This window comes from Acinetobacter soli, assembly GCF_018139125.1.
GTDB classification, from domain to species: domain Bacteria; phylum Pseudomonadota; class Gammaproteobacteria; order Pseudomonadales; family Moraxellaceae; genus Acinetobacter; species Acinetobacter soli.
Genome location: NZ_CP073241.1, coordinates 3,032,301 through 3,054,514, shown reverse-complemented (window position 1 = coordinate 3,054,514; position 22,214 = coordinate 3,032,301). Strand labels below are relative to the sequence as shown.

Annotated in this window: 19 protein-coding genes and 4 tRNA genes; 6 read left to right on the top strand and 17 right to left on the bottom strand. The window is 44.2% G+C overall.

Translation table 11 applies throughout. The annotated features are described in order from the left end of the window. Window positions 1-102: 102 nt before the first annotated feature. Complete coding sequence (locus KCV09_RS14085) at window positions 103-1,386, top strand: MFS transporter (RefSeq protein ID WP_212515293.1); 1,284 nt, start codon at window positions 103-105, stop codon at window positions 1,384-1,386. 46 nt (window positions 1,387-1,432) lie between these two features. On the opposite strand, the gene KCV09_RS14080 is transcribed toward KCV09_RS14085, so the two are convergent. The 3 genes from KCV09_RS14080 to KCV09_RS14070 form a co-directional block, all read right to left on the bottom strand. After that, a complete protein-coding gene (locus KCV09_RS14080) occupies window positions 1,433-2,080 on the bottom strand; it encodes a fumarylacetoacetate hydrolase family protein (protein WP_004945219.1) in 648 nt (215 codons plus the stop codon). 37 nt (window positions 2,081-2,117) lie between these two features. Next, window positions 2,118-2,615 carry a YcxB family protein gene (locus KCV09_RS14075; protein WP_004934603.1) on the bottom strand — a complete coding sequence of 166 codons (498 nt, stop codon included), beginning with the start codon at window positions 2,613-2,615 and terminating at the stop codon, window positions 2,118-2,120. Between the two features lie 246 nt (window positions 2,616-2,861). Further along, window positions 2,862-2,938 (bottom strand) — tRNA-Arg (locus tag KCV09_RS14070). Window positions 2,939-3,601: 663 nt separating this feature from the next. Between KCV09_RS14070 and KCV09_RS14065 the strand changes: the two genes are divergently transcribed. Then, the gene (locus KCV09_RS14065; protein ID WP_212515292.1) at window positions 3,602-5,362 is read left to right on the top strand and encodes a hypothetical protein; all 1,761 of its coding nucleotides are present in this window, start codon (window positions 3,602-3,604) and stop codon (window positions 5,360-5,362) included. A gap of 131 nt (window positions 5,363-5,493) precedes the next feature. Here KCV09_RS14065 and KCV09_RS14060 read toward each other — a convergent pair. The 3 genes from KCV09_RS14060 to KCV09_RS14050 all read right to left on the bottom strand — a co-directional run bounded on the left by KCV09_RS14060 (window position 5,494) and on the right by KCV09_RS14050 (window position 5,795). After that, window positions 5,494-5,570 (bottom strand) — tRNA-Arg (locus tag KCV09_RS14060). Between the two features lie 47 nt (window positions 5,571-5,617). Then, a tRNA-Arg gene (locus KCV09_RS14055) sits at window positions 5,618-5,694 on the bottom strand. A gap of 11 nt (window positions 5,695-5,705) precedes the next feature. After that, window positions 5,706-5,795 (bottom strand) — tRNA-Ser (locus tag KCV09_RS14050). A gap of 263 nt (window positions 5,796-6,058) precedes the next feature. On the opposite strand from KCV09_RS14050, the gene rnr reads away from it, so the two are divergent. The 3 genes from rnr (at window position 6,059) to KCV09_RS14035 (ending at window position 10,937) form a co-directional block, all read left to right on the top strand. Continuing rightward, window positions 6,059-8,473, top strand: a complete 2,415-nt coding sequence (gene rnr, locus KCV09_RS14045; protein WP_212515779.1) for a ribonuclease R — start codon at window positions 6,059-6,061, stop codon at window positions 8,471-8,473. A 179-nt stretch (window positions 8,474-8,652) separates the two neighbouring features. Beyond that, window positions 8,653-10,692, top strand: a complete 2,040-nt coding sequence (locus KCV09_RS14040) for a M3 family metallopeptidase (RefSeq protein WP_076033068.1) — start codon at window positions 8,653-8,655, stop codon at window positions 10,690-10,692. Between the two features lie 35 nt (window positions 10,693-10,727). After that, the gene (locus KCV09_RS14035) at window positions 10,728-10,937 is read left to right on the top strand and encodes a YheV family putative zinc ribbon protein (RefSeq protein ID WP_004934591.1); all 210 of its coding nucleotides are present in this window, start codon (window positions 10,728-10,730) and stop codon (window positions 10,935-10,937) included. Between the two features lie 39 nt (window positions 10,938-10,976). Here the strand turns inward: KCV09_RS14035 and KCV09_RS14030 are convergent, their stop codons facing one another. From KCV09_RS14030 to KCV09_RS14010, 5 genes are all read right to left on the bottom strand, one after another. Further along, entirely contained in the window at window positions 10,977-13,175 is a 2,199-nt protein-coding gene (locus tag KCV09_RS14030) for a TRAP transporter large permease subunit (RefSeq protein ID WP_004945206.1), read from the bottom strand. Between the two features lie 162 nt (window positions 13,176-13,337). After that, window positions 13,338-13,919, bottom strand: a complete 582-nt coding sequence (rrtA, locus tag KCV09_RS14025; RefSeq protein ID WP_004945203.1) for a rhombosortase — start codon at window positions 13,917-13,919, stop codon at window positions 13,338-13,340. Between the two features lie 81 nt (window positions 13,920-14,000). Then, window positions 14,001-15,095: a hypothetical protein gene (locus tag KCV09_RS14020; protein WP_004934582.1), complete on the bottom strand. Its 1,095-nt coding sequence runs from the start codon at window positions 15,093-15,095 to the stop codon at window positions 14,001-14,003. Between the two features lie 526 nt (window positions 15,096-15,621). Then, window positions 15,622-16,008 (bottom strand): hypothetical protein, encoded by a 387-nt coding sequence (locus tag KCV09_RS14015; protein ID WP_151815280.1) that lies wholly within the window; start codon window positions 16,006-16,008, stop codon window positions 15,622-15,624. Further along, window positions 16,001-16,258, bottom strand: a complete 258-nt coding sequence (locus tag KCV09_RS14010; protein ID WP_004934571.1) for an FAD assembly factor SdhE — start codon at window positions 16,256-16,258, stop codon at window positions 16,001-16,003. Before KCV09_RS14010 ends, KCV09_RS14015 begins: the two co-directional genes overlap by 8 nt. A gap of 185 nt (window positions 16,259-16,443) precedes the next feature. Here KCV09_RS14010 and KCV09_RS14005 point away from each other — a divergent pair, with 185 nt between their 5' ends. Continuing rightward, window positions 16,444-17,616 (top strand): acyl-CoA dehydrogenase family protein, encoded by a 1,173-nt coding sequence (locus KCV09_RS14005; protein WP_004934569.1) that lies wholly within the window; start codon window positions 16,444-16,446, stop codon window positions 17,614-17,616. Window positions 17,617-17,687: 71 nt separating this feature from the next. Here KCV09_RS14005 and KCV09_RS14000 read toward each other — a convergent pair whose 3' ends face one another. The 6 genes from KCV09_RS14000 to rpsM all read right to left on the bottom strand — a co-directional run bounded on the left by KCV09_RS14000 (window position 17,688) and on the right by rpsM (window position 22,164). Beyond that, on the bottom strand, window positions 17,688-19,178 hold the full coding sequence (locus KCV09_RS14000; protein ID WP_025095662.1) for a flavin-containing monooxygenase: 1,491 nt from the start codon (window positions 19,176-19,178) through the stop codon (window positions 17,688-17,690). 165 nt (window positions 19,179-19,343) lie between these two features. Beyond that, on the bottom strand, window positions 19,344-19,721 hold the full coding sequence (rplQ, locus tag KCV09_RS13995; RefSeq protein ID WP_004934563.1) for a 50S ribosomal protein L17: 378 nt from the start codon (window positions 19,719-19,721) through the stop codon (window positions 19,344-19,346). An 18-nt stretch (window positions 19,722-19,739) separates the two neighbouring features. Next, a complete protein-coding gene (locus tag KCV09_RS13990) occupies window positions 19,740-20,747 on the bottom strand; it encodes a DNA-directed RNA polymerase subunit alpha (RefSeq protein ID WP_004924164.1) in 1,008 nt (335 codons plus the stop codon). Window positions 20,748-20,765: 18 nt separating this feature from the next. Continuing rightward, window positions 20,766-21,389: a 30S ribosomal protein S4 gene (gene rpsD, locus KCV09_RS13985; RefSeq protein ID WP_004934559.1), complete on the bottom strand. Its 624-nt coding sequence runs from the start codon at window positions 21,387-21,389 to the stop codon at window positions 20,766-20,768. Between the two features lie 12 nt (window positions 21,390-21,401). Beyond that, window positions 21,402-21,788, bottom strand: coding sequence for a 30S ribosomal protein S11 (gene rpsK / locus KCV09_RS13980; RefSeq protein ID WP_001040166.1), 387 nt, complete (start codon window positions 21,786-21,788; stop codon window positions 21,402-21,404). 19 nt (window positions 21,789-21,807) lie between these two features. Further along, complete coding sequence (gene rpsM, locus KCV09_RS13975) at window positions 21,808-22,164, bottom strand: 30S ribosomal protein S13 (protein WP_004934556.1); 357 nt, start codon at window positions 22,162-22,164, stop codon at window positions 21,808-21,810. Between the last annotated feature and the right edge of the window lie 50 nt (window positions 22,165-22,214).

Here is a 22,214-nt window from a genome sequence, read left to right as displayed (position 1 = left end):
AGACAAATATACAGTAGATTGCTAATCTTTGTTGTGTTGGCAGCTAGGCAAGCACTGCCAACAAACCCCCTCTCTTTTAAAAAATCAATTTCAGGTTATGTTATGTCGATTCGTTCCACTGTTAACGAGTCCGGGACGGCTATTGCCTCAAATCAGACCTCTACAGATCAATCTCATCAAGAATCTGCTTCAAATTTTATCAGGCGTGGTACGACTGCTTATCGTAAAGCGGGTTTTGCATTGTTTTTGTTAGGCTTTGCCAGTTTTTCAATGATTTATTGCGTTCAGCCCCTATTGCCTGAATTTACGCATACCTTTCACATCAGCCCCGGTACCAGTGCACTGGCTTTATCTCTGACCACCGGGTTTTTGGCCTTTTCCATTGTGCTTTCCAGCGCATTTTCTCAAGCCTTGGGTCGTAAAGGTTTGATGTTTATCTCGATGGCTCTGGCCGCAATACTGAATGTGATTGCGGGCTGGGTTCCCGACTGGCACTTGCTGTTAGTCGCCAGAGCCGTGCAGGGTTTTGTGATCGGCGGTGTGCCTGCGGTGGCGATGGCATGTATTGCAGAAGAAATCCATCCGGCCGATTTGGGTAAAACCATGGGATTGTACATTGCGGGTACTGCCTTTGGCGGCATGATGGGTCGTGTTGGAATGGGTTTGCTGACCGAAATATTTTCATGGCGCTCTGCTCTGGGCGTACTTGGGGTGATCTGTTTATGTTGCGCAATCGGTTTTTTATGGCTATTGCCCACTTCACAAAACTTTATTGCACGTAAAGGCATGCAATTGCGTTTTCATCTTTCAGCATGGAAAAATCATCTTCAAAATCCACGCTTACTTCGCATTTACTGGATTGGTTTTCTCATCACCAGTATTTTTGTGACCTTGTTTAACTATGTGTCTTTTCGTCTTGCGGCGGCCCCGTACCTTTTAAGTCAGACTCAAATTAGCTTGATCTTTTTATCGTATAGTCTGGGCATGGTATCGTCGTCGTGGGCGGGCGCCATGGTCGATCGACTTGGTCGTAAAATTGCACTTTTGGTCGGTTTTTCTGCCATTGTAATCGGTACACTGATGACGCTTGCCCATGGATTATTTGTGATTATTTTGGGGATTGCCGCAATCACAACAGGTTATTTTATTGCACACTCCATTGCGAGCAGTAATGTAGGATTAGAAGCCAAGACAGCCAAAGGCCATGCGACCGCATTGTATTTGCTTTTTTACTACTTAGGATCGAGTATTGTGGGTTCTGCTGGCGGCTGGTTTTGGCAATATGGCGGCTGGCATGCAGTGGTGTATCTAACGCTGGCGCTGGCTTTTATCGCAATTGTGATTGTACTCACAGCATCACAACCGATTACATCTAAACGTATTTAAAGCAATGCCTTGCTGTATTGTGAACACAACAAGGCAGCACATGATTTTAAAAGTTGGCGTGTACAAAGGTTTCCCAAACAAAAGCTTGGGTTTTGCCGTTTAAGGTCATTTTTAAACGGTCGCCTGGTGTTAATGCACCTACACCTGCGGGGGTTCCTGTCATGACCACATCACCTGCCTCAAGCGTGAATGCCTGGCTCATATCACATAGATATTCCCCAATACTACGTAACAACAGCGCAGTATCACCCGATTGACGAAGCTGATCGTTGATATGGAAACTGTACGTGACATGTGCCCAATCTTGAACCTCGCTGACATCTACCCAATCCGCAAGTACACAAGCACCATCAAAAGCTTTTGCGCGCTCCCACGGCTGTCCCTTGTTTTTTAACTCGGTTTGCAACTCACGTAGGGTCAGGTCGAGCCCGATGGTTACCGCACCAATTGCCTCAAGTGCTTTGGCTGGGTCTGTTTCCTGACGTAAAGTACGGTCCAACCTTAAAGTTAGCTCACATTCATAATGACATTCGCCCTCTGCCGTATTCCATTGAATACCTTGCGACAGACCAATCAAACTGCTCGGTGGCTTAATAAACAAAACTGGACGATCTGGAATCGCATTTCCCAATTCTTTTGCATGTTCGGCGTAGCTTCGTCCAACACAAATAATTTTAGATGGCCGTGCTGTCATTTTTGTCTTCCTTCTAGGCAGGTAAAATCTTTAGGTTTTATCGTTTAAATGCATGTTCAAACGTGTTTTTTTCTGCGGTATTTGCTAGAACGCGTTTTGGCACAATCACCACAGTTCGATTTTTCAGCTCAATCATATAGGTCAGTTTTCCAGTTGCAAAATGGGCCACATCACTATACGCAAACTGCTGCTTACGCCCTGTGGCATACAGCTCGATCCGGTCTTGATATAAATCAATTCCCTGTTCGCTTTTACCAAATTGATATTTTACAAATTGACGTTTAAACATCATCGGCAAAAACCAGTAGCGCATAATGATTTGCAAAATCAGGAAAAATACACCCAAGCCAACGTAGTAGCGCCCTACGCCATCCAAGCCTAAATAAATCCCCCATGCAATAATTGCGATACTAATCACTGGGGTAATAAAACGTGTAAAAAGCTTTTTACCGAAAGTTGCAAGGGTAAAACCATCTTGCGACTCTTCTAAATTCAAGTGATAACGTAAAGAAACGGTAGGTTTAAGTTCTGACATAGTGGGTTCAACATACGCGATGAATTACGTTCAAAATACTACACCAGTTCACGCATTTTCTTTAACATTACCTGTATTTGATTGAAGATTTACATTCGATTATTGGTTAGCTGTCATGTAAATTTATATTTGTATCGAGCTTATAGACGATAGAACTGGATGTACCAGGAAAGGAAATTCAACGAATAGGTCTGCCCATAAATTTCAGGCACAAAAAAACCGCAATTAAGCGGTTAATTCTTCAAGTGGTGCGCTCAGAGAGATTCGAACTCCCGACCCCTTAGTTCGTAGCCAAGTGCTCTATCCAGCTGAGCTATGAGCGCGTACTTGATGGAGCGCATTATACGTGTTTTTTAGTTTTTGATAAGTAGTTTTTTCACAAAATAGAGTCAACCGTTCAGTTCTTAAACGAATAAGCTCATCTTGATACTTATTAATGCTTTTTTATAGCAACTTTAGCATTTTCAGCCTATGTACCGTTATCGCTCAAACGCTGATACCCTTGACTCAATCTCTGCTGTATAAACTTTGTCATAAATTCTTACAAAAGCAGAATATATTCATTTTCAATGCATTAACAAAATAAAGTGAGAACTTGAATAAGCTTAGTACTAAAAAATTAATCAAGTAAAAGCATTCAAGATAATAAAATTGACCTTACTGCCAAAAATACAATAAATATTTCACCGCCGTAAAAGAAAAATTACATTATAGAAATAGGATTAAATCACTTAAATTTATCAATTTTTATTCAAAAGAACTTTAATCCATCGGTTAAATTTTTCTCAGACTCTTTTTTAAAATTGGCTCAGGTGCCGCTTTTTCTTAATTTTAAGATTTTGTTGACTGTTTTTTATACATAGCCAATACTGAGTCATGGTTAACAAATAGACCGATACATCATTCGCAATAAAGACACAAAACAAGATTAAATTTACAGTTAACCAAAAAATGTATAAGAATTGCACAAATAGGAATGCACACTCATGTTTCTTAAAGCTCTCGTTTCATCTATTTCAAAAATTACTCACGACCTGGGTAATGCTGTTACCAGTCAATCAAGTGCGTCATCGGAAGGTTCGCTGAATCTTTCTTTGTCTTTATCGACCACAGTAACTGCGGTTGCGAGCAGTATTTCCACACTACCAACCACCATTAGCTCCGTGGTAACAAGTTTAACTACAGCACCAACCAGCGTGGTCAGCGATTTATTGGGTACAGTTACTGGTGGCACATCAGGAAATCCATTCGAAACTGTCACCAATTTATTAGGCGGCCTTGCAGGTGGAAGTTCAGGGAATCCTCTCGGTACTCTTACAGGTGCATTGAGTAGCGTGACCGCACCATTGCAAACCGGAATCGATGCACTTCAAGGCGTGGAGTCATTGAAAACCGATATTATTACCTCCACGATTGACACCCTAGCCAGCTCTGGTATCAATATTTTGCCTCAGGCTGCCGAGCAGATCTCAGCATTGGCTGGCTTGGGTAAACTGACTTTTGAAACCTCTGAAAGCACAGTCAATGGTGTTTTGGATGCCGTTTCGGGTGTGCTCGACCTCAACCCAACTGCAGTCAGTGATGCGTTAACAGGGGTTGCGGCGACATTGGTCGACAGTGGCACAAGTGCCACGGAGATTTTATCCGGCCTCGCAGGTGGACTCGATAGTAATCCACTTGAGTCTGTGACCGATTTATTGGGCGGACTCACTGGCGGTACATCAGGTAATCCACTAGAAGCTGTCACGGATTTATTGGGTGGACTCACTGGCGGTGCATCAGGCAACCCGCTAGAAGCTGTCACGGATTTATTGGGCGGACTCACTGGCGGTGCATCAGGTAATCCACTAGAAGCTGTCACGGATTTATTGGGCGGTATTACGGGTGGAACATCCAGCGATCCATTAAGTACCTTAACAGGTGCATTAAGTAGTGTAACCGCACCATTGCAAACTGGAATCGATGCACTTCAAGGGCTAGAATCACTCAAAACCGATATCATTACCTCCACGATCGATACTTTAGAAAGTTCTGGTATTCATATTTTGCCTCAAGCTGCTGACCAAATTTCAGCATTGGCGGATTTGGGTACTTTAACTTTTGAAACTTCTGAAGCGACCGTCAATGGTGTTTTGGATGCTGTTTCTGGTGCACTCGACCTGAATCCAACAGCAGTCAGTGATGCATTAACAGGGGTTGCGGCGACACTGGTCAATAGTGGCACGAGTGCAACAGGGATTTTATCTGGCCTCGCAGGTGGAATCGACAGCAATCCGCTTGAGTCTGTGACCGATCTCTTAGGTGGACTCACTGGCGGTACATCAGGTAATCCACTTGAAGCCGTGACGGATTTATTGGGCGGTCTTGCGGGTGCAGGTAGTGTCGGCTCATTTGATACATTAACCGATGTGCTGGGCAGTGTAAGTGATGCTGTCCATGGATTAATTGATGTGGGTGAAACCTTGGTAGTCAGTACTGCCGAAGTAACAGCGGATACTGCACATGCACTTGTTGATATTGTCGATGTCGCCGCAGACAGTACTCTCGATGTGGTCGAGACACTCTTAAACAGTCTCGAAAGCATTTCAACTTCTGCGACAGGTTCAAGTGCTTCCCTTGGTGGCCTAACAGATCTATTAGGCGGTGTGACCTCATCGCTTGGTTCAGTCACCAGTACAAGTCAAGGCTTGGGCAGCGTAACCAATTTGCTCGATCAGCTCTTTGATCAAAACTTAAGCGTGGTTTAAACCCATTTAAACCTTGAACAACCCAGCCGCCTGCTTGATGTAGGCGGTTTTTTTATGGCGTATAAGTAACACGTCATATAGCCAAATTTCAGGCACAAAAAAACCGCAATTAAGCGGTTAATTCTTCAAGTTGGTGCGCTCAGAGAGATTCGAACTCCCGACCCCTTAGTTCGTAGCCAAGTGCTCTATCCAGCTGAGCTATGAGCGCATTACTTGTATGCCTTTCGGCGTTCGTTACTTTTGCAATATTTTACTTGGTGCGCTCAGAGAGATTCGAACTCCCGACCCCTTAGTTCGTAGCCAAGTGCTCTATCCAGCTGAGCTATGAGCGCATTAAGTAAAGTGGCGGTGAGAGAGGGATTCGAACCCTCGGTACAGTTACCCGTACGCATCCTTAGCAGGGATGTGGTTTAAGCCACTCACCCATCTCACCGTAACGAGCCGCCATAATACAAACTAAAGCCCATGACTGCAAGTCATCACCTCTAATTTTTCTTAGTTTTTTATCCAATCATCTATTTTTTAAACAAAAACCACATTAATTTGAGTATTTTCATGCACTGGGCTTGCTACTATAGCGATAAGCACGAATGTATTCGGCCCAAACAGGCATCACACAATCTTGCAATCCATTACGTGCAGTATGTAATGCGATGACGTATGCTAAACTTATCTTCTGTTATGAAGTCAAACGAAATTATGAAAAACTGGATCGATCCTGAAGCAAAAGCGGAAGCTGAACGTTACGATAATCCTATTCCTAGCCGAACCCTTATTCTTAGCACATTAGAACAATTGAATACGCCGCAGTCTCATGCCGAGCTGGTCGAGCATTTTGATATTTTTGATCAAAAAAGTATTGATGCCTTGAGCCATCGTCTGATTGCCATGGTGCGTGATGGTCAGCTGGCAAAAGATGGTTTCAGATTCCAGCTCATTGGTGAGCAACCTACGTTTGATGCCACCGTATATATCAATGCCAAAGGTTTAGGTTCGGCGCATATCGACGGACAAACCGATTTACTCTTGCCTGAACGTGAACTCCGTTTGGTTTTCAATGGTGATCGCGTGAGTGTGCGTCAAAGCTCTGTCGATCGTAAAGGCAAAGCATGGGGCTTTATCACAGAAGTATTGCAGCGCCGTGTGAAACAGGTGATTGGTAAATTAAATGTCCATGATGGCGAGTATTTTTTACAGCCAAGTGCTCCAAATGCCCATCAGCCTATTCCGCTTGAAAAAGAATTGGTCGAGCACGCCAAGGTCAATGTTGGCGATCATCTACGTATTGCAATTGATGATTATCCAACACGTGAAGAGTTTGCAACTGGGCATATTGTGCAGTCGATGTCGGATAAAGCCGATACTGAAATTATCATTCCGCAAACGATTTTAGAATTTGGTCTGCCGTATGAGTTTCCAGATGAAGTGATTCAGGAAGCTGAGAGTTTTAAAGAACCCTCGAAAAAAGATATTGAAGGTCGAATCGATTTACGCGATCTGCCGCTGGTTACCATTGACGGCGAAGACGCACGCGACTTTGATGATGCCGTTTATGCCGAAAAACGCGCAGGTGGCGGCTACCGTGTCGTGGTTGCAATTGCCGATGTAAGCCATTATGTGCGTGTTGGAAAACCGCTTGATGATGAGGCACAAGAACGCGGTACATCGGTCTATTTTCCGCATTTTGTATTGCCGATGCTGCCAGAGGCACTCTCGAACGGTTTATGTTCGCTCAATCCGCATGTCGATCGTCTGTGTATGGTTTGTGATCTCAAGCTATCGCGTGCAGGACGCGTCATGAGCTATGAGTTTTATCCATCCGTCATGCATTCAAAAGCGCGTCTCACCTATACCCAAGTGGCGCGGTATTTTGAGGGACAAACCGATGCGATTCCAAATGACAAAAGTGTGCAAAAATCACTAAATACACTGTTTCAGCTCTATCAAACTTTAAAAGACTTGCGTGCCAAACGCCATGCGATGGAGTTTGAAACGGTTGAAACCTACATGACCTTTGATGCTCTAGGTGGTATTAACGAAATTTTGCCACGTACCCGTAACGATGCACATAAACTGATTGAAGAATGCATGTTGCTTGCCAACGTCGCAGCCGCTGAATACGCCTTGGCCAATGATATTCCGATGCTTTATCGTGTACATGAGCCACCTGAGTTCTCTCGCATTCAAAAGGTTAAAGATTTTGTTAAATTACTCGGCCTTCCGTTTCCAGACCAGCCAACACAGGCCGATTACCAGCGCGTGATTGAAGCCACTAAAGACCGAATTGATGCGCCAAGTATTCATTCTGTGTTGCTGCGCTCTATGATGCAGGCGTACTACGGTGCAAAAAATGCGGGACACTTTGGTTTGGCTTATGAGGCCTATACGCATTTCACCTCACCGATTCGTCGTTATCCGGATTTATTGTTACATCGTGCACTCAAAGCACATTTACAGCATAAACCATCTCCACTTTCGGGTGCCGCGCTCGATGAAGCTGGTGAGCATTTCTCACGTACCGAGCGTCGTGCAGATGAAGCATCACGTAGTGTAACCACATGGCTCAAATGTCATTATATGCAGCAACATTTGGGTGAAGAGTTTATTGGTAATATTAGCGCGGTTACCGAGTTTGGGCTGTTTGTTACCTTAAAAGATTTATATGTCGATGGTATGATTCATGTGAGCCAATTAGGCGATGACTTCTTTATCTATGATCAAGCCAGTCAGAGCCTTGTGGGGCAAAATCGTGGGCAAATCTTTGGTTTGGGCGACGAAGTCAAAATCAAGGTCGCAGGCGTGAATCTTGATGAACGTAAAATCGATTTCGAACTGACGCAGCAAATCACGCATGCCGGCCGTATCATTCGTAGCCGTGCCCCGCGCACTACAAAAGCTCAAGCCACTGAACAGGTGTTTCATGGTGCGTCGGATACACAGCCACGTGAACAGCAACGCTCCGAGAAAAAAGACAAAAGCAAGCCAAGCTCTTATACCAAAAAGACGGGCAAGAAAAAAACCTCGTCCAAAACCGCAGTGAAAGCGGAAAAGGACAAGAAAAAGTCTAAAGTCAAAAAGAAAAAGTCCAATGCCAAACCTAAAAGTGATTAATCTAATTGCAGATTAATTTTAGGTCTATGGCAACGATGGCCTAGCATTCATTGACATGCTAGGCCGTCAAAATAAGGTAAAGATTATTTTAATCCAGCAAAAAAGAAATAAAGCATCCTTGATTTCCAGCGCTCGAAGCCTTACATCTATAAGTAAGTTCACTCGATACGGCGAAGACAATGCAATTAGAAAAAGCACATTTACCTGTTCCTCAATTTGACCAGATTCAACTGGACACCCTCAAACAAGATATCGAAAAAAATATTCAGGCAGGTCAACGCTTTCTCGATCAATTAGATACGCCACCTTCAGACTTTGCCGCACAACATGCGCTGGTACAACAGCTTGATCAGCTCGAAAATGCCATGAGCGAATCTTGGGGCGTGTTATCACACTTAAATGCCGTGATGAACAATGCTCAGACGCGTGAAGTCTATCAGGCGCTTTTACCGAGCTTGAGTGAATATTATACGCAGTTGGGTCAACACACAGCGCTGTATCAAAGCTATCAACAGCTTCATGACAGCAGTCAATTTTCAAGTTTAAGTGCTGCCGAACAAAGCGCGATTCGGTTGGCCTTACGAGACTTTAAACTTTCAGGTGTCGCATTAGAAGGTGCCAACAAAGCACGTTATGCAGAAATTTCGGCGCGCCTGTCGCAATTGTCTTCAGACTTTTCCAATCATGTTTTGGATGCCACACAAGCGTATTTCAAACCGCTGTCTGAAGAGGAACTTATAGGTTTACCGCAAAGTAGTATCGAATTGCTCAAACAATACGGTCAACAGCGTGAACTAAATCAGCCCGTGGCGACGCTAGATTTTCCGGCCTATCTGGCCATCATGACCTATGCCGAAAATCGTGAGTTACGTGAAACGCTCTATAAAGCTTACACGACACGCGCCTCGGATCAGGCCGATCATCCAGAGTACGATAATACTGCGGTAATGGAAGAGATTTTGGCACTGCGCCAAGAAATGGCTCAGCTCTTGGGCTTTGAAAATTTTGCCGCTTACTCATTGGCCAGTAAAATGGCACCTGATGTAGACACTGTACATGATTTTCTGGTTGATCTAGCGGCGCATGCACGCACACCTGCGCTAAAAGAAGTTGAGGAACTGACTGCAATTGCACGTCAAGACGGACTCGATCAGCTACAACCGTGGGACAGCGGCTATTACTCGGAAAAACTGAAACAGCAGCAGTTTAATTTGTCGCAAGAAGCACTCAAACCTTACTTCCCTGCACCTAAAATCATTCAAGGTCTGTTTCAGATTGTGCAGCGTTTATACGGTGTCGATATTGTAGAACGTGAAGCGCCGGTCTGGCATCCGGATGTGCGTTATTACGAACTTGAAGACCAAGGTCAAGTGCTGGCAGGTTTTTATTTCGACCTCTACGCGCGCAGCGGCAAACGTGGTGGCGCATGGATGAGTGGTTTCCGCTCACGTATGCAAAGCGCACAAGGCTTACAAAAGCCAATCTGCTATATGGTGTGTAATTTTACGCCGCCAGTTGGCAAACAGCCTGCCCTGCTCACACATGATGAAGTCAATACGCTGTTTCATGAGTTTGGTCACGGCCTACACCACATGCTGACCGAAGTCGACAATATTTCAGTTGCAGGCACGCATGGGGTGGCATGGGATGCCGTCGAGCTGCCAAGCCAGTTTATGGAGTTTTGGACATGGGATCAGCAAAGCCTTAATCTGCTCAGTGAACATATCGAAACCAAAGCCCAGTTACCAGAAGCGTTACTCAATGCCTTGCTCAGCGCACGCTTTTTCCAGTCTGGCATGCAAACCTTACGTCAAATCGAATTTGCGCTCTTTGACTTAACGATTCACCGCAAGACACCTGCATTAACCAGCAGTCAGATTCAAGCCGAGCTGGATCAGATTCGCCGTGAATTTGCCGTTCTGCCAACTGCTGCTTACAATCGTTTCCAGCACAGTTTTAGCCATATTTTTGCTGGCGGTTATGCAGCGGGTTATTATTCCTATAAATGGGCAGAAGTGCTGGCCAGCGACGCATTTGACCGCTTTGAGCAAGAAGGAATTTTCAATACACAAACTGGTGCAGAGTTCCGTAAGGCCATATTGGCCGTTGGTGGCAAGGACACCGCACTGGATGCATTCGTAAATTTCCGTGGCCGTGAACCCAAAATTGATGCGCTATTGCGTCACCAAGGTTGGACGAACGACCCTCAAACGGCTTAAACTTATCCATCCAGATCAAGCAAGGTGAGTAAATCATGAAACGTCGATTCATTGCAGGTGCAAAATGCCCCAAATGTGGCGCAATGGACCGCGTGGTCATGTTAACCACAGATGAGCATGAATGGATCGAGTGTATCGAATGCGATTACACCGAAAATCGTCCTACTCATGTGGAGGAGCCGGAACAACCGGCTGCGCCAGATGAAGTGGGCGTGATTCAGTTCAAGCCACGAACTAAGTCTTAAATCAATAAAAAAGCACCCGAAGGTGCTTTTTTATTGGACTTATGAATACCAGCCAAACATTTTAAATAGATACGGCGCAAAGGTTACAATCATTAAGGCGGGGAACAACACCATAATCGGAAGCAACCAGCGTTCATAACGATAATAAAAACTGGTGTATTTTTCTTTGGCTTCCTTATCGGCTGCCGAGACTTCTTCATCTCCCACCGACAGCCGCGTCAGTAAGTGATTCAGTGCCACTGGAGGCGTCACATAGCCCAGCTCGAAAGCCACCAAAACGATCATCCAGAAATGAATAGGATGAATCCCATTTTCGTAGGCCACAGGTGCAATGGTCGCTGCCACCAAAATCACTGCACCAAATGGATCGGTACACATACCAATCAGCGCAAGCAACATGGCAATAAAGAACAATGAAATGGTAATACTGCCCAAGTGAGTCGGTAAATACTCGACAATCTCGGTACGTTCAATCAATCCACCAACACTTGCAGACAGTGCCATCAGAATAATTAAGGCGCCAATGTGTCCTACTGTTTCAGCAGTTGCGAAATGCATTGATCTGGCAAATCCACGGCGATACTGACTGCTTTGCGCACCATGTTCACGCAGAAAAGGCGAGTTCTTTTCATGCTCCTTAATTAAAGATTCATGCTCAGCCAATACAGGCACAGATTTTGGCTCTTTACGGGTTTTATCAAACAAAATAATCGCGATCAGGATCAATGGTAGAATCACTGGTGCGGTAAATTCGTTCATGCCGGTATCGAGTGCATATTTATAAAATGCCAGTACCACAATCGTAATCACAATATATGGAATAACCGGAATACAAGCACGCAGCATATTCGGCAATGCTACACGTGGCGAATTCACGCGGAATTTTGTATCGGCCAGTAATAATGATACGCCTAAAAAGATAAATGCAGTCAACCAGAAAACATAAAAGCCATGATCGAATAATTCATCTGAGGTGACATGACGGCTATCCAGCATGGCAATTAAAACCACCAGCAAACATGGTCGAACCACCACCCCGAGTGAGCCAGACATTGCCGATACAGCTAGCGCATATTGACGGCGTGCACCCGAATTCCAGACTTCTTTGTAAATAATTGCCCCTGCTGCAATTACGAAAATACCAGAAGCTCCGGTATAGGCGGTTGGAATCGCAGCAGCCAGCAAAATTAGCCATGTTAGGGTTTCAGGTGCCAGATTCCACGGGCGTAAAATATCCAGAAACAGATCCATCACTCGGGTTTGGGTCAGTAGCATCCCCGCCCAGATAAACAGCGCCAGATTGAGGAAAATCCCGGAAAACTCGACCAGAATTCCCAAGTAAATCCCTTGCCCCATCGGGTAATCCATAAAGAAGGTAAAGGCCAGACCCGTCAAAATCGACATATAGGCATACAGCGGTACACTGAGCAAGGCAAGGCCGATATTCCCTCCAGGTTGCGCCTGTTTAGGAATACGAAACAATTGAAATACGCTGATCAATGTCAAAATACCAAATAAGCCAATCCATAGCCACGACACCACCAATGCTTCATGGGTAATGGCCACACCGGACTGGATTAAAGAATGATACTGACTGATAGTCGATAGCGTCAGCAAAGCATTCCCGATGACCATTGCAATCGAGTACACCACAAAATCAATTTTTGATTTTGGGCTACGCAAACCAATATGATGAATTTTTAAACTGGCTGTAATCGCGGCAAAAAACACCATGATCAAAAGGAAAATCGTACGATTATCCACGCCAAATTTAAATATCCCAAAAAATCCTGTTTCAAGTGCGCGATAAGTCCGTAAGCTTGGGTGCTTGTCCAAATGCGCGATTGCCTTGTCATAAAACTGATATTTTTCTTCACACAACTGCTGTGCCGCCAGAAGTGATGCGCGAACGTCCTGTTCAGATGCTGCACCAAAGAAGTCGGCAAACTCATCATTTTTATTGGCTTTCATCTGCGCCTGAACTTGCGCATCAATATTGGGATGTCGATCGCAACTCGGCTTTTGTGGTTCAGCACGTAAAAATGAATATTGCATTCCAGTAGCCGGATCGCCATAGAGCCGCTCACCCATACGCAATAGCTGCCCATGAATCATTTCTCCTGTCCCGACAATCAAGGTCAGTAACAGCAAAATAAGGATGGCAAATGTCGAAATCCATTCATTCCAGATATAACCCAGCAGACCTAGGCCAGACCTTTGTTGTTGATTTTCTTGCATATCTATTCCACTTTATTTTGATTGTCAGGTTTATCTACCGATAAACATGCGTTCCTTGGCAGTAGGTATCCGCCCATCCGCCGTACGTTATATTTGTTTAAATTTGCAACATTCCGTTCAAGATAAGAATGACTCAAATGATTTTTTTAAAGGCGTTTTGTGTCAACTCTTTGCTAATTTAAATTGAGTATAGAGTAAATAAAGTCCGCCTGCGGCAGCGCCAGCAATTGCTCCAAGCAAATGTGATTCAATCAAAACAGGACTGCCAATCAATTGGGCCGTACCCGTTTGTCCAAATGTATTTTCCCAGATCACCTTGAGCACAATCAGCGCCAACACCAATGCGGCAAATTTTCGCTCCTTGCGATAACGTAACGACACCAATGCCACGGCCACATAGAGCCCATGCAGTACACCCGAAAAACCGGCATAGGCCTCGATATAGGGCATAAGATAATAAAATCCGAGGCTAATACAGGGTGAAATCGTCACAATCAAGATGAGCAACTGTCGATTCTTAACATGTGGAAAAATAAAGGGTAAACACACAAATGCCAGCAGATTTAAAATGAAATGAATCCAACCGACATGTACCCAATGCGCAGTCCAGAATCGCCAGAAGTCGTTGGGTAAACTATCACGCCAATAAATAAAGACATCGGAAAAAACCTGCAAGCTTGCAGACAACGAGGCACACACCGCAACAAAAATGAATCTGGACATCCAAAATTGATGTTTGTTCATGTGACCTCCTTTACCGCCCTCATGCATACTTGTGAGATCTGCCGTCAGTCAAATCGCCGACAGATCATTAGAGGCATTGGCTTATTTCGACGACACTGCTTTCGGCGTTGCCGCAGGTTGACTGGCAGCAGCTGCACCATCGGCATTAAAAAGATCTTCCAAGTCAGATGATCCTTTACTTTGCTCATCCCAGAACGTACTCATACCACCGTCATCGGTACGAATACCTGTATGTTCGGTCCAGTAACGATCCGAAATATTTTGGACCATAACACCTGCCATCGCATCGATCAGTTTGAAATCTGGATTCACCGGTTTATCTTCGGCACGCGAGGCATCATAAGTTTTTAAAGCATCTCGAATCTTGCTGTCATCACCGCTGGCCTGTGCTGCAACCGCATACAGGGCATGCGATAAACGCACTCCTTTTTGCTCACCGATCTGTGCAGATTGTTTGAGTGTGGTATAAGGATCTGGTTTGCCATCTCCCGCCCCTGGCAATAACGTCCAGATTACGGCTCGGGTTGCATTTGGTGCGCCCCAAAACTTGGTATTGTCCAAACAAGTCATGCTGCGCTCTACAATACCTGCGATATCTTTGGGTACATTTACCGATCCACCCGAGTTGATGTCATTGGTAATGGCTTGCAAGCCACTCACCAAACCTAATAAGTAGATGGTCTGATCTAGATCGTTACGCATGGTTGGGCATGATTCGCCAAGATGATAGTGGTACTTGCTCTCCCAGCGCTTTGCAAACAGTTGATATCCTGAATATTGTCTTTCTGCTGCCACGGCAGCCCAGCGTTTTTGTTCGATCCGGGCATCTTGAGCCTCAGAGACCTGACCTGCTTTGGATGCACGTAAATAGCGAAGTTCTTGCTCTAATGCCTGACGCTCTGCACACATGCCTGAAGCGGCATAAAGGAGCACTGCCATGCGAGTTGGATCTGCCCCCATGTCTTTGGTCGACATCACTACGGGCGTTAAGCTATTGCCAGCATTACAAACCATATCGACATCATCCATCTTTAATATGGGTGGTACGATATGTTTTTCACCGAACTTCAAGGCGACGTTCGCACCCGATTTGATAAAATATGAACATCCAGAGAGTACAGATGTTGCAACAACCACTGCGGTCAGTCCTCGACCCAGTTTAAGCAGATTCGACATATCTCATTCCTCGAGGTAATTTTATTGTTTTGCTTTTGCCGTACATTAGCAGATGGATGATCCGTTTCAAAGCGTCAAAGGCGATGCTGCATTTCTATACTTTGACATATCTAAAGTAGAATGAATTGGCATTTTGACAAAAAATATATAAATTTTGGGCAAAAAAAAGTAGCATTGCGACGGTTCAGCACATGCTACTTATAAACTGGACAAATCCAGAATGAGACTATCGGTGTTGTAAATAATCCTTGATTACGGTTCCCACGCGTCCTACGATCACCGCCAGAACAAAGGCAATGACTGGAAACAACCATGCTGGAATATCGATCATTTCGACCTCCTTCACATTGAGCGTTGGTAAGGCTACTTTAGCGAATCGGTTTAAGAAGATTGAAGAATATTGTCTAACAATTCACACTTTTTAAGTTTTTTATGTAAGATGACCGAACAATTTTATTTTAAATTATCTTATTTATATGATTTATATCAAAAAAATTATAAGTCGCTACGTAAGATTGTTAAACAATTAACCTAACTTTGCCAGACGTTTCAGACGCTTCCAGTCTTGCTGTATCACCTGATCTCGCCAGATCACCATGGAGGCGCGAGAGGGAACTGTGCGTAAGATCATATACAACTCATGATCAATCACGCGCTCTAGCACAATTGAATAAGGCTGTGCTGAATCTGAAGCGTGGCAAGACCATAACTGCTGATCAAGTTGCCCTACCGCCATTACTCTGGGTCGACGTAAAAACATCGTAAAGCTGATTAGCATAAGGATATTGAGTAGCAACCATAACCACAATGGACAAATCTGCCAGAGCAATCCACTGATTGAACCGAAAATCATGAGCTGAAACAAAAGGGCAAGCTTACTTCGTTTCAGCGCAAAATATGGCTGCTTAGCCATGCACGTAATGTTTCAATTTTACAATTAAATGCTTGAGTTCAACTTGAGGTGGTTCACTCACTTCCATAAACCAGTCGAGTAAATCTGGATCTTCTTGGGCGACCAGCTCGGCAAATAATGCTTTTTCTGTCGGATCAGCTGTCAGATAGTGATGTTTGACATACGGATCAAAGTACACATCAATTTCTTTTAAGCCACGTCGTGCACGGTAAATAACTTTACGTTCTTCAAGTGTTAGATCTTCAGACATATATTTCCCCTTTCTGATTAAGCCCTCATAGTTTACCCGAAGCATCTATCAATAGAGGAATGATTTTTATGGATTGACCAATTTCATCATTTCCAGATCATGATTGAGCATTCTTCACATTGTCTCCACCTAGCGATTTGGCATTTACTGCACAAAGAATTAACACAGTTTAAAAAGGATTTCTCATGCAATCTGGTGCCATTCGTCCAATTCCCTCCATGCTACCACGCGCATTGTTTAATGAAGAACACAATGCATTTCGCGAAACCGTGCGCAAGTTTTATGAAAAAGAAGTGGTTCCCAATATCGAAAAATATGAAGCACAGCAACATGTTGATCGGGATTTATGGAATAAAGCGGGTGCTTTAGGCCTGTTATGTACCACTATGCCTGAAGAGTATGGTGGATCTGGAGTGGATCGACTCTACAGCATGATCTTGATTGAAGAACAAGCCTACGCCATGGATTCAAGTACCGGCTTTTCTTTACACTCCGACATTGTGGCCAATTACATCAATAATTTTGGTAATGAAGCACAAAAGCAACAGTGGTTGCCACGCATGGCGAGCGGTGAAGTTGTGACGGCCATTGCCATGACTGAGCCGGGTACGGGCTCGGACTTACAAGCCGTGCGCACCAGTGCAGTACTCGATGGCGATGAATATGTAATCAATGGCTCTAAAATTTTTATTACCAACGGCTATCTTTGTGACATGGCCATTGTGGTGTGTAAAACCGGTCATAACGAAAAAGGCTCTGCCAATTTATCGCTGATCATGGTGGAAGCCAACCGTGCAGGATTTAGTAAAGGCAAACCGTTAAACAAGATTGGCATGAAAGGTCAGGATACCTGTGAGCTATTTTTTGATAACGTCCGCGTTCCCAAAGAAAACCTGCTGGGTATGGAAGGTATGGGCTTTATCATGCTAATGAAAGAACTGGCATGGGAGCGCATGCTAGTGGCGATTATCTGCCAAGCCGGTGCTGAGGCTGCATTTGCCCACACGGTTCAATATACCAAAGATCGTAAAGCCTTTGGTAAAGCCATTGCAAGCTTTCAAAATACACGCTTCAAACTGGCCGAATTGCGCACAGAAATTGATTTTGGACGTGCCTATCTCGATCGTTGCATGCAATTACAGCTTGACGATCAACTTGGCATTGATGCAGCTGCGGCAGCCAAATACAAAATTTCAGATCTGTTCTCCAAAGTGGTCGATGATTGCTTACAATTGCATGGTGGCTATGGCTACATGATGGAGTATCCAATTGCACGCGCTTACATCGATAACCGGGCCAATCGTATTTATGCGGGAACAAATGAAATTATGAAAGAACTAATTGCCCGAACGCTTTAAGTTTATTGATTTAAGTTAATAAAAAAAGGGAGCAAACACGTGCTCCCCTTTTTTAATTTGATCATCTTCTATTACGAGACCAGTTTTGGCTTACGCTCTGCCACAGGTGTAGCCGTATGAAATTGCAAGACACCATCATCAAAACGCGCCTGTTTTAAAGCTTTACGATCGGCCAAATAATTATTGGTGACTTTCCAAGGCGCATGTTTACCTTGCTTTGGCATCACATTGGCCGCACGGGCAATATACCCCGAAGTTAGGCTTCCCATCACAGTATCATCAAGCAGCTCTGCCTGATCACCCTTTGGTATAACTTCATCGTAATGATGCTGATCCATATAATTGAGCAAGCGACAAATATAATCGGCAGCAATGTCGACTTTTAAAGTCCAAGATGCATTGATGTAACCAATAATCATGGCCATATTTGGCACATCACTCACCATCACGCCTTGATACAACATGCATTTAGAGGTATTCAATGGCTGACCATCGATTGAGCCTTTAATACCCCCCAAAATCTGAATCTCAAGCCCAGTGGCAGACACAATAATATCGGCGTCTAGATGTTGCCCAGATTTTAACAAAATACCAGTTTCAGTCAGCTGTTGAATTTGATCGGTTTCAACACTGGCTTGACCAGAGCGCAGAATCTTAAATAAGTCGCCATCAGGAACGACACATAAACGTTGATCCCAAGGGTTATATGAAGGTGTAAAGTGTTTCATGTCCACTTTGCCCTTCAACTGCATTTCGATCGACTTCAGTAATAGTCGACGCACCAGCTTAGGCTGCTTTTGCGACAAGGCATAAATGCCGCGCTGTACGCCAATATTACGTGCACGGGTCAGTTTATAGGCGACATCTTCGGGCAAAATCTTGCGCATGCGATCATAAATCATATCGATGGCTGGAACTGAAGCGATATAAGTCGGTGAGCGTTGCAACATCGTGACATGTCCAGCCCCACCCTTCACCATGGCTGGCACCAGTGTAATCGCAGTCGCACCACTTCCAATAATCACCACTTTCTTTCCAGCATAATCTAGATTTTCTGGCCAGTGTTGTGGATGAATCAACTGACCTTTGAAGGCTTCTTTATTTGGGAAATCAGGTGCAAAACCTTGATCGTAGTTGTAATAGCCCGTGCAACCCACAATAAAATTCGCAATCCACGTCTGTTTTTTTTGTGTCGCATCTTCTATTTCAACAAACCATTTTTTTTGTAAAGAATCGTAATTTGCAGACAATACGCGGTGTTTGAAATGAATTTTTTCAGCCAGTTTATATTCATCGACCACTTCTGCCAGATAGTTTTTAATGGCAGGACCAGACGCCAGCACATTGGCACTTTGCCATGGCTTGAAGTTAAAACCAAAAGTTGACATGTCAGAATCTGATCGAATACCTGGATAACGGAATAAATCCCATGTACCGCCAATACTCTCACGACGCTCAATGATCTCAAACTGACGTTGAGGAGAACTTTTTGAAAGGTGTGCGGCAATTCCAATGCCAGAAATACCTGCACCCACAATCAAGATATCAATGTGCTTTTCCATGTTGTTTTTATAACCTTGAAAACAGTTCAACTTTATTAAAGCACAAATTTGACAATACACAATGTCAAGTTTAAACCATTTATCGGGTTTTCATGTCAATACAGGACAAAATATACAGACATAAAAAAAGACCGGTAAAAACCGATCTTTTTTTGAATAAGAAACTTATTCTGCTGAAGTGTTTACTTCGCGATCTACTAGCTCTACGTAAGCCATCGGCGCTGCATCACCAGCACGGAAGCCCGCTTTAAGAACACGTAGATAACCGCCGTTACGTTCTTTGTAACGAGGGCCGAGTACGGTAAATAATTTACCTACAGTTGCAGCATTACGAGTACGAGCAAACGCTAAGCGACGGTTTGCTACAGTATCGTTTTTCGCTAGAGTGATTAAAGGCTCAGCAACACGACGCAATTCTTTCGCTTTAGGCACAGTTGTTTTGATTAACTCGTGCTCAAACAATGAATTTGCCATGTTTTGAAACATCGCTTTACGATGGCTGCTTGTACGGCCTAATTTCACACCACTATTACGATGACGCATGGTGATAGTCCTACTTAATTAACGGCTGCGATAGGCAAAGCGATCGTCCATGCGTAAACTAGCAGGTGGCCAGTTTTCTAAACGCATGCCGAGTTGCAAGCCTTTCGAAGCTAAAACATCTTTAATCTCAGTCAACGATTTTTTACCTAGGTTAGGAGTTTTTAACAACTCAACTTCAGTACGTTGAACAAGATCACCAATGTAGTAAATATTTTCTGCTTTCAAACAGTTAGCAGAACGAACAGTAAGCTCTAGATCATCTACTGGACGAAGCAAGATTGGGTCAACTTCTTCACGAGGTTCTTGAGCAACAGGTGCTTGATCTTTCTGAAGATCAACAAAAATTGCAATTTGTTGTTGCAAGATTGTTGCCGCTTTGCGGATTGCTTCTTCAGGATCTACAGTTCCGTTGGTTTCAAGATCGATAACCAGTTTATCTAGATCGGTACGTTGTTCTACACGCGCATTTTCAACGGTGTAAGAAACACGTTTGATCGGGCTGTACGACGCATCTAACTGTAGGCGACCTACCGGGCGAGTTTCGCCTTCCGGGAAACGCGAGTCAGAAGTTTCATAACCACGACCTTGAGATACTTTCAAGCGCATTTTGATTGAGCCTGAAGCACTCAAAGTACCAATAAGATGTTCTGGATTGACCACTTCAACATTATGAGGTAAACGTAGATCAGCGGCAGTAATGTCGCCTGGTCCTTGTTTCTCTAATGTCAAATATGCTTCATTTTGATCGAACAGCTTAATAGACAATCCTTTAAGGTTCAGCAAGAGCTCGACGATGTCCTGCTGCAAGCCTTCTAAAGTACTGTACTCGTGCTCGACGCCTTCTATTTCAACTTCAACCACAGCAGCGCCAGGCAAAGAAGACAATAGAATGCGACGTAAAGCATTACCTAGAGTGTGACCAAAGCCACGCTCTAAAGGTTCCAGAATCACTTTTGCCGAGGTCCCGCTCACCGCTTCGACCTTGATCGCTTGCGGAGTTAGAAACTCGTTTGCAGTACGCGTCATTTATTGCTACCTCAAGGATTATTTAGAATACAATTCTACAATCAAGCTTTCGTTGATTTCAGCAGGCAAATCAGAACGATCTGGCGCAGCTTTGAACGTACCTTCAAGCTTAGAATGGTCAACTTCCATCCAAGCAGGAATACCACGTTGAGCAGCTAATTCAATTGCGTTTTTGATACGTAATTGTTGTTTAGCACCTTCATGCACTGCAATCACGTCACCCGCTTTCACTTGAATAGACGCGATGTTTACACGACGGCCATTTAAAGTGATTGAACGGTGACTTACCAACTGACGAGCTTCTGCACGTGTAGAACCAAAACCCATGCGATAAACAACGTTATCGAGGCGGCTTTCAAGCAATTTCAACAAGTTTTCACCTGTTGCGCCTTTAACACGAGCTGCTTCTTTATAGTAATTACTAAATTGACGCTCTAACACACCGTACATACGACGTACTTTTTGTTTTTCACGTAATTGTAGTGAATACTCTGATTGCTTACCGCGAGCTTGGCCATGTTGACCAGGCGCTTTCGCATGTTTTTTAGTTTTGACGTCAAATGGTTTAACGCCAGATTTAAGCTGCAGGTCTGTCCCTTCGCGACGAGAGAGTTTGCATTTTGGACCAATATAACGAGCCATGAATGTTTCTCCTTACACGCGACGTTTTTTAGGTGGACGGCAACCGTTGTGAGGGATTGGAGTCACATCGGTAATGCTGTTGATCTTATAACCCACTGCGCCTAATGCACGAACCGCAGACTCACGACCTGGACCAGGACCTTTTACAAGGACGTCTAGGTTTTTCAAACCGTAATCCAAAGCTGCTTTACCAGCAACTTCAGCAGCTACCTGAGCAGCAAACGGAGTTGATTTACGTGAACCACGGAAGCCTTGTCCACCTGAGGTGGCCCAAGCCAATGCATTACCTTGACGATCGGTAATCGTAACAATGGTGTTATTAAAAGACGCGTGAATGTGTGCAACACCTTCAGAGACGGTACGGGTGACCTTCTTGCGTGTGCGAGTATCTTTAGCCATCTTTTAGCTTCCAGAAATCTTACTTTTTAATCGGTTTGCGCGGACCTTTACGGGTACGTGCGTTAGTTTTGGTGCGTTGTCCGCGGACAGGCAAGCTGCGACGATGACGAAGGCCACGGTAGCAACCTAAATCCATTAAACGTTTAATGTTCATGGAAATTTCGCGACGTAAGTCACCTTCGGTTGGAACCTTAGCAACTTCTGCACGAATCGCATCAAGCTGAGCATCATCCAACTCACGGATTTTAGTGGTTTGACCAATACCAGCAGCAGCTAAGATGTTCTTAGCAGTGTGGCGACCAATACCAAAAATATACGTGAGGGAGATAACAGCATGCTTGTTATCCGGAATGTTTACACCGGCAATACGAGCCATTCACTTTCTCCAAAAAGGCAGTAGATAATCAACCGCCCCACAAAAAATCT

What these genes read in the sequence shown, in the direction of transcription:
- KCV09_RS14085 (WP_212515293.1), top strand. Translation starts at nt 103, where the DNA reads ATGTCGATTCGTTCCACTGTTAACGAGTCCGGGACGGCTATTGCCTCA.
- KCV09_RS14080 (WP_004945219.1), bottom strand. Translation starts at nt 2,080, where the DNA reads ATGACAGCACGGCCATCTAAAATTATTTGTGTTGGACGAAGCTACGCC.
- KCV09_RS14075 (WP_004934603.1), bottom strand. Translation starts at nt 2,615, where the DNA reads ATGTCAGAACTTAAACCTACCGTTTCTTTACGTTATCACTTGAATTTA.
- KCV09_RS14065 (WP_212515292.1), top strand. Translation starts at nt 3,602, where the DNA reads ATGTTTCTTAAAGCTCTCGTTTCATCTATTTCAAAAATTACTCACGAC.
- KCV09_RS14040 (WP_076033068.1), top strand. Translation starts at nt 8,653, where the DNA reads ATGCAATTAGAAAAAGCACATTTACCTGTTCCTCAATTTGACCAGATT.
- KCV09_RS14035 (WP_004934591.1), top strand. Translation starts at nt 10,728, where the DNA reads ATGAAACGTCGATTCATTGCAGGTGCAAAATGCCCCAAATGTGGCGCA.
- KCV09_RS14030 (WP_004945206.1), bottom strand. Translation starts at nt 13,175, where the DNA reads ATGCAAGAAAATCAACAACAAAGGTCTGGCCTAGGTCTGCTGGGTTAT.
- rrtA (WP_004945203.1), bottom strand. Translation starts at nt 13,919, where the DNA reads ATGAACAAACATCAATTTTGGATGTCCAGATTCATTTTTGTTGCGGTG.
- KCV09_RS14020 (WP_004934582.1), bottom strand. Translation starts at nt 15,095, where the DNA reads ATGTCGAATCTGCTTAAACTGGGTCGAGGACTGACCGCAGTGGTTGTT.
- KCV09_RS14015 (WP_151815280.1), bottom strand. Translation starts at nt 16,008, where the DNA reads ATGGCTAAGCAGCCATATTTTGCGCTGAAACGAAGTAAGCTTGCCCTT.
- KCV09_RS14010 (WP_004934571.1), bottom strand. Translation starts at nt 16,258, where the DNA reads ATGTCTGAAGATCTAACACTTGAAGAACGTAAAGTTATTTACCGTGCA.
- KCV09_RS14005 (WP_004934569.1), top strand. Translation starts at nt 16,444, where the DNA reads ATGCAATCTGGTGCCATTCGTCCAATTCCCTCCATGCTACCACGCGCA.
- KCV09_RS14000 (WP_025095662.1), bottom strand. Translation starts at nt 19,178, where the DNA reads ATGGAAAAGCACATTGATATCTTGATTGTGGGTGCAGGTATTTCTGGC.
- rplQ (WP_004934563.1), bottom strand. Translation starts at nt 19,721, where the DNA reads ATGCGTCATCGTAATAGTGGTGTGAAATTAGGCCGTACAAGCAGCCAT.
- KCV09_RS13990 (WP_004924164.1), bottom strand. Translation starts at nt 20,747, where the DNA reads ATGACGCGTACTGCAAACGAGTTTCTAACTCCGCAAGCGATCAAGGTC.
- rpsD (WP_004934559.1), bottom strand. Translation starts at nt 21,389, where the DNA reads ATGGCTCGTTATATTGGTCCAAAATGCAAACTCTCTCGTCGCGAAGGG.
- rpsK (WP_001040166.1), bottom strand. Translation starts at nt 21,788, where the DNA reads ATGGCTAAAGATACTCGCACACGCAAGAAGGTCACCCGTACCGTCTCT.
- rpsM (WP_004934556.1), bottom strand. Translation starts at nt 22,164, where the DNA reads ATGGCTCGTATTGCCGGTGTAAACATTCCGGATAACAAGCATGCTGTT.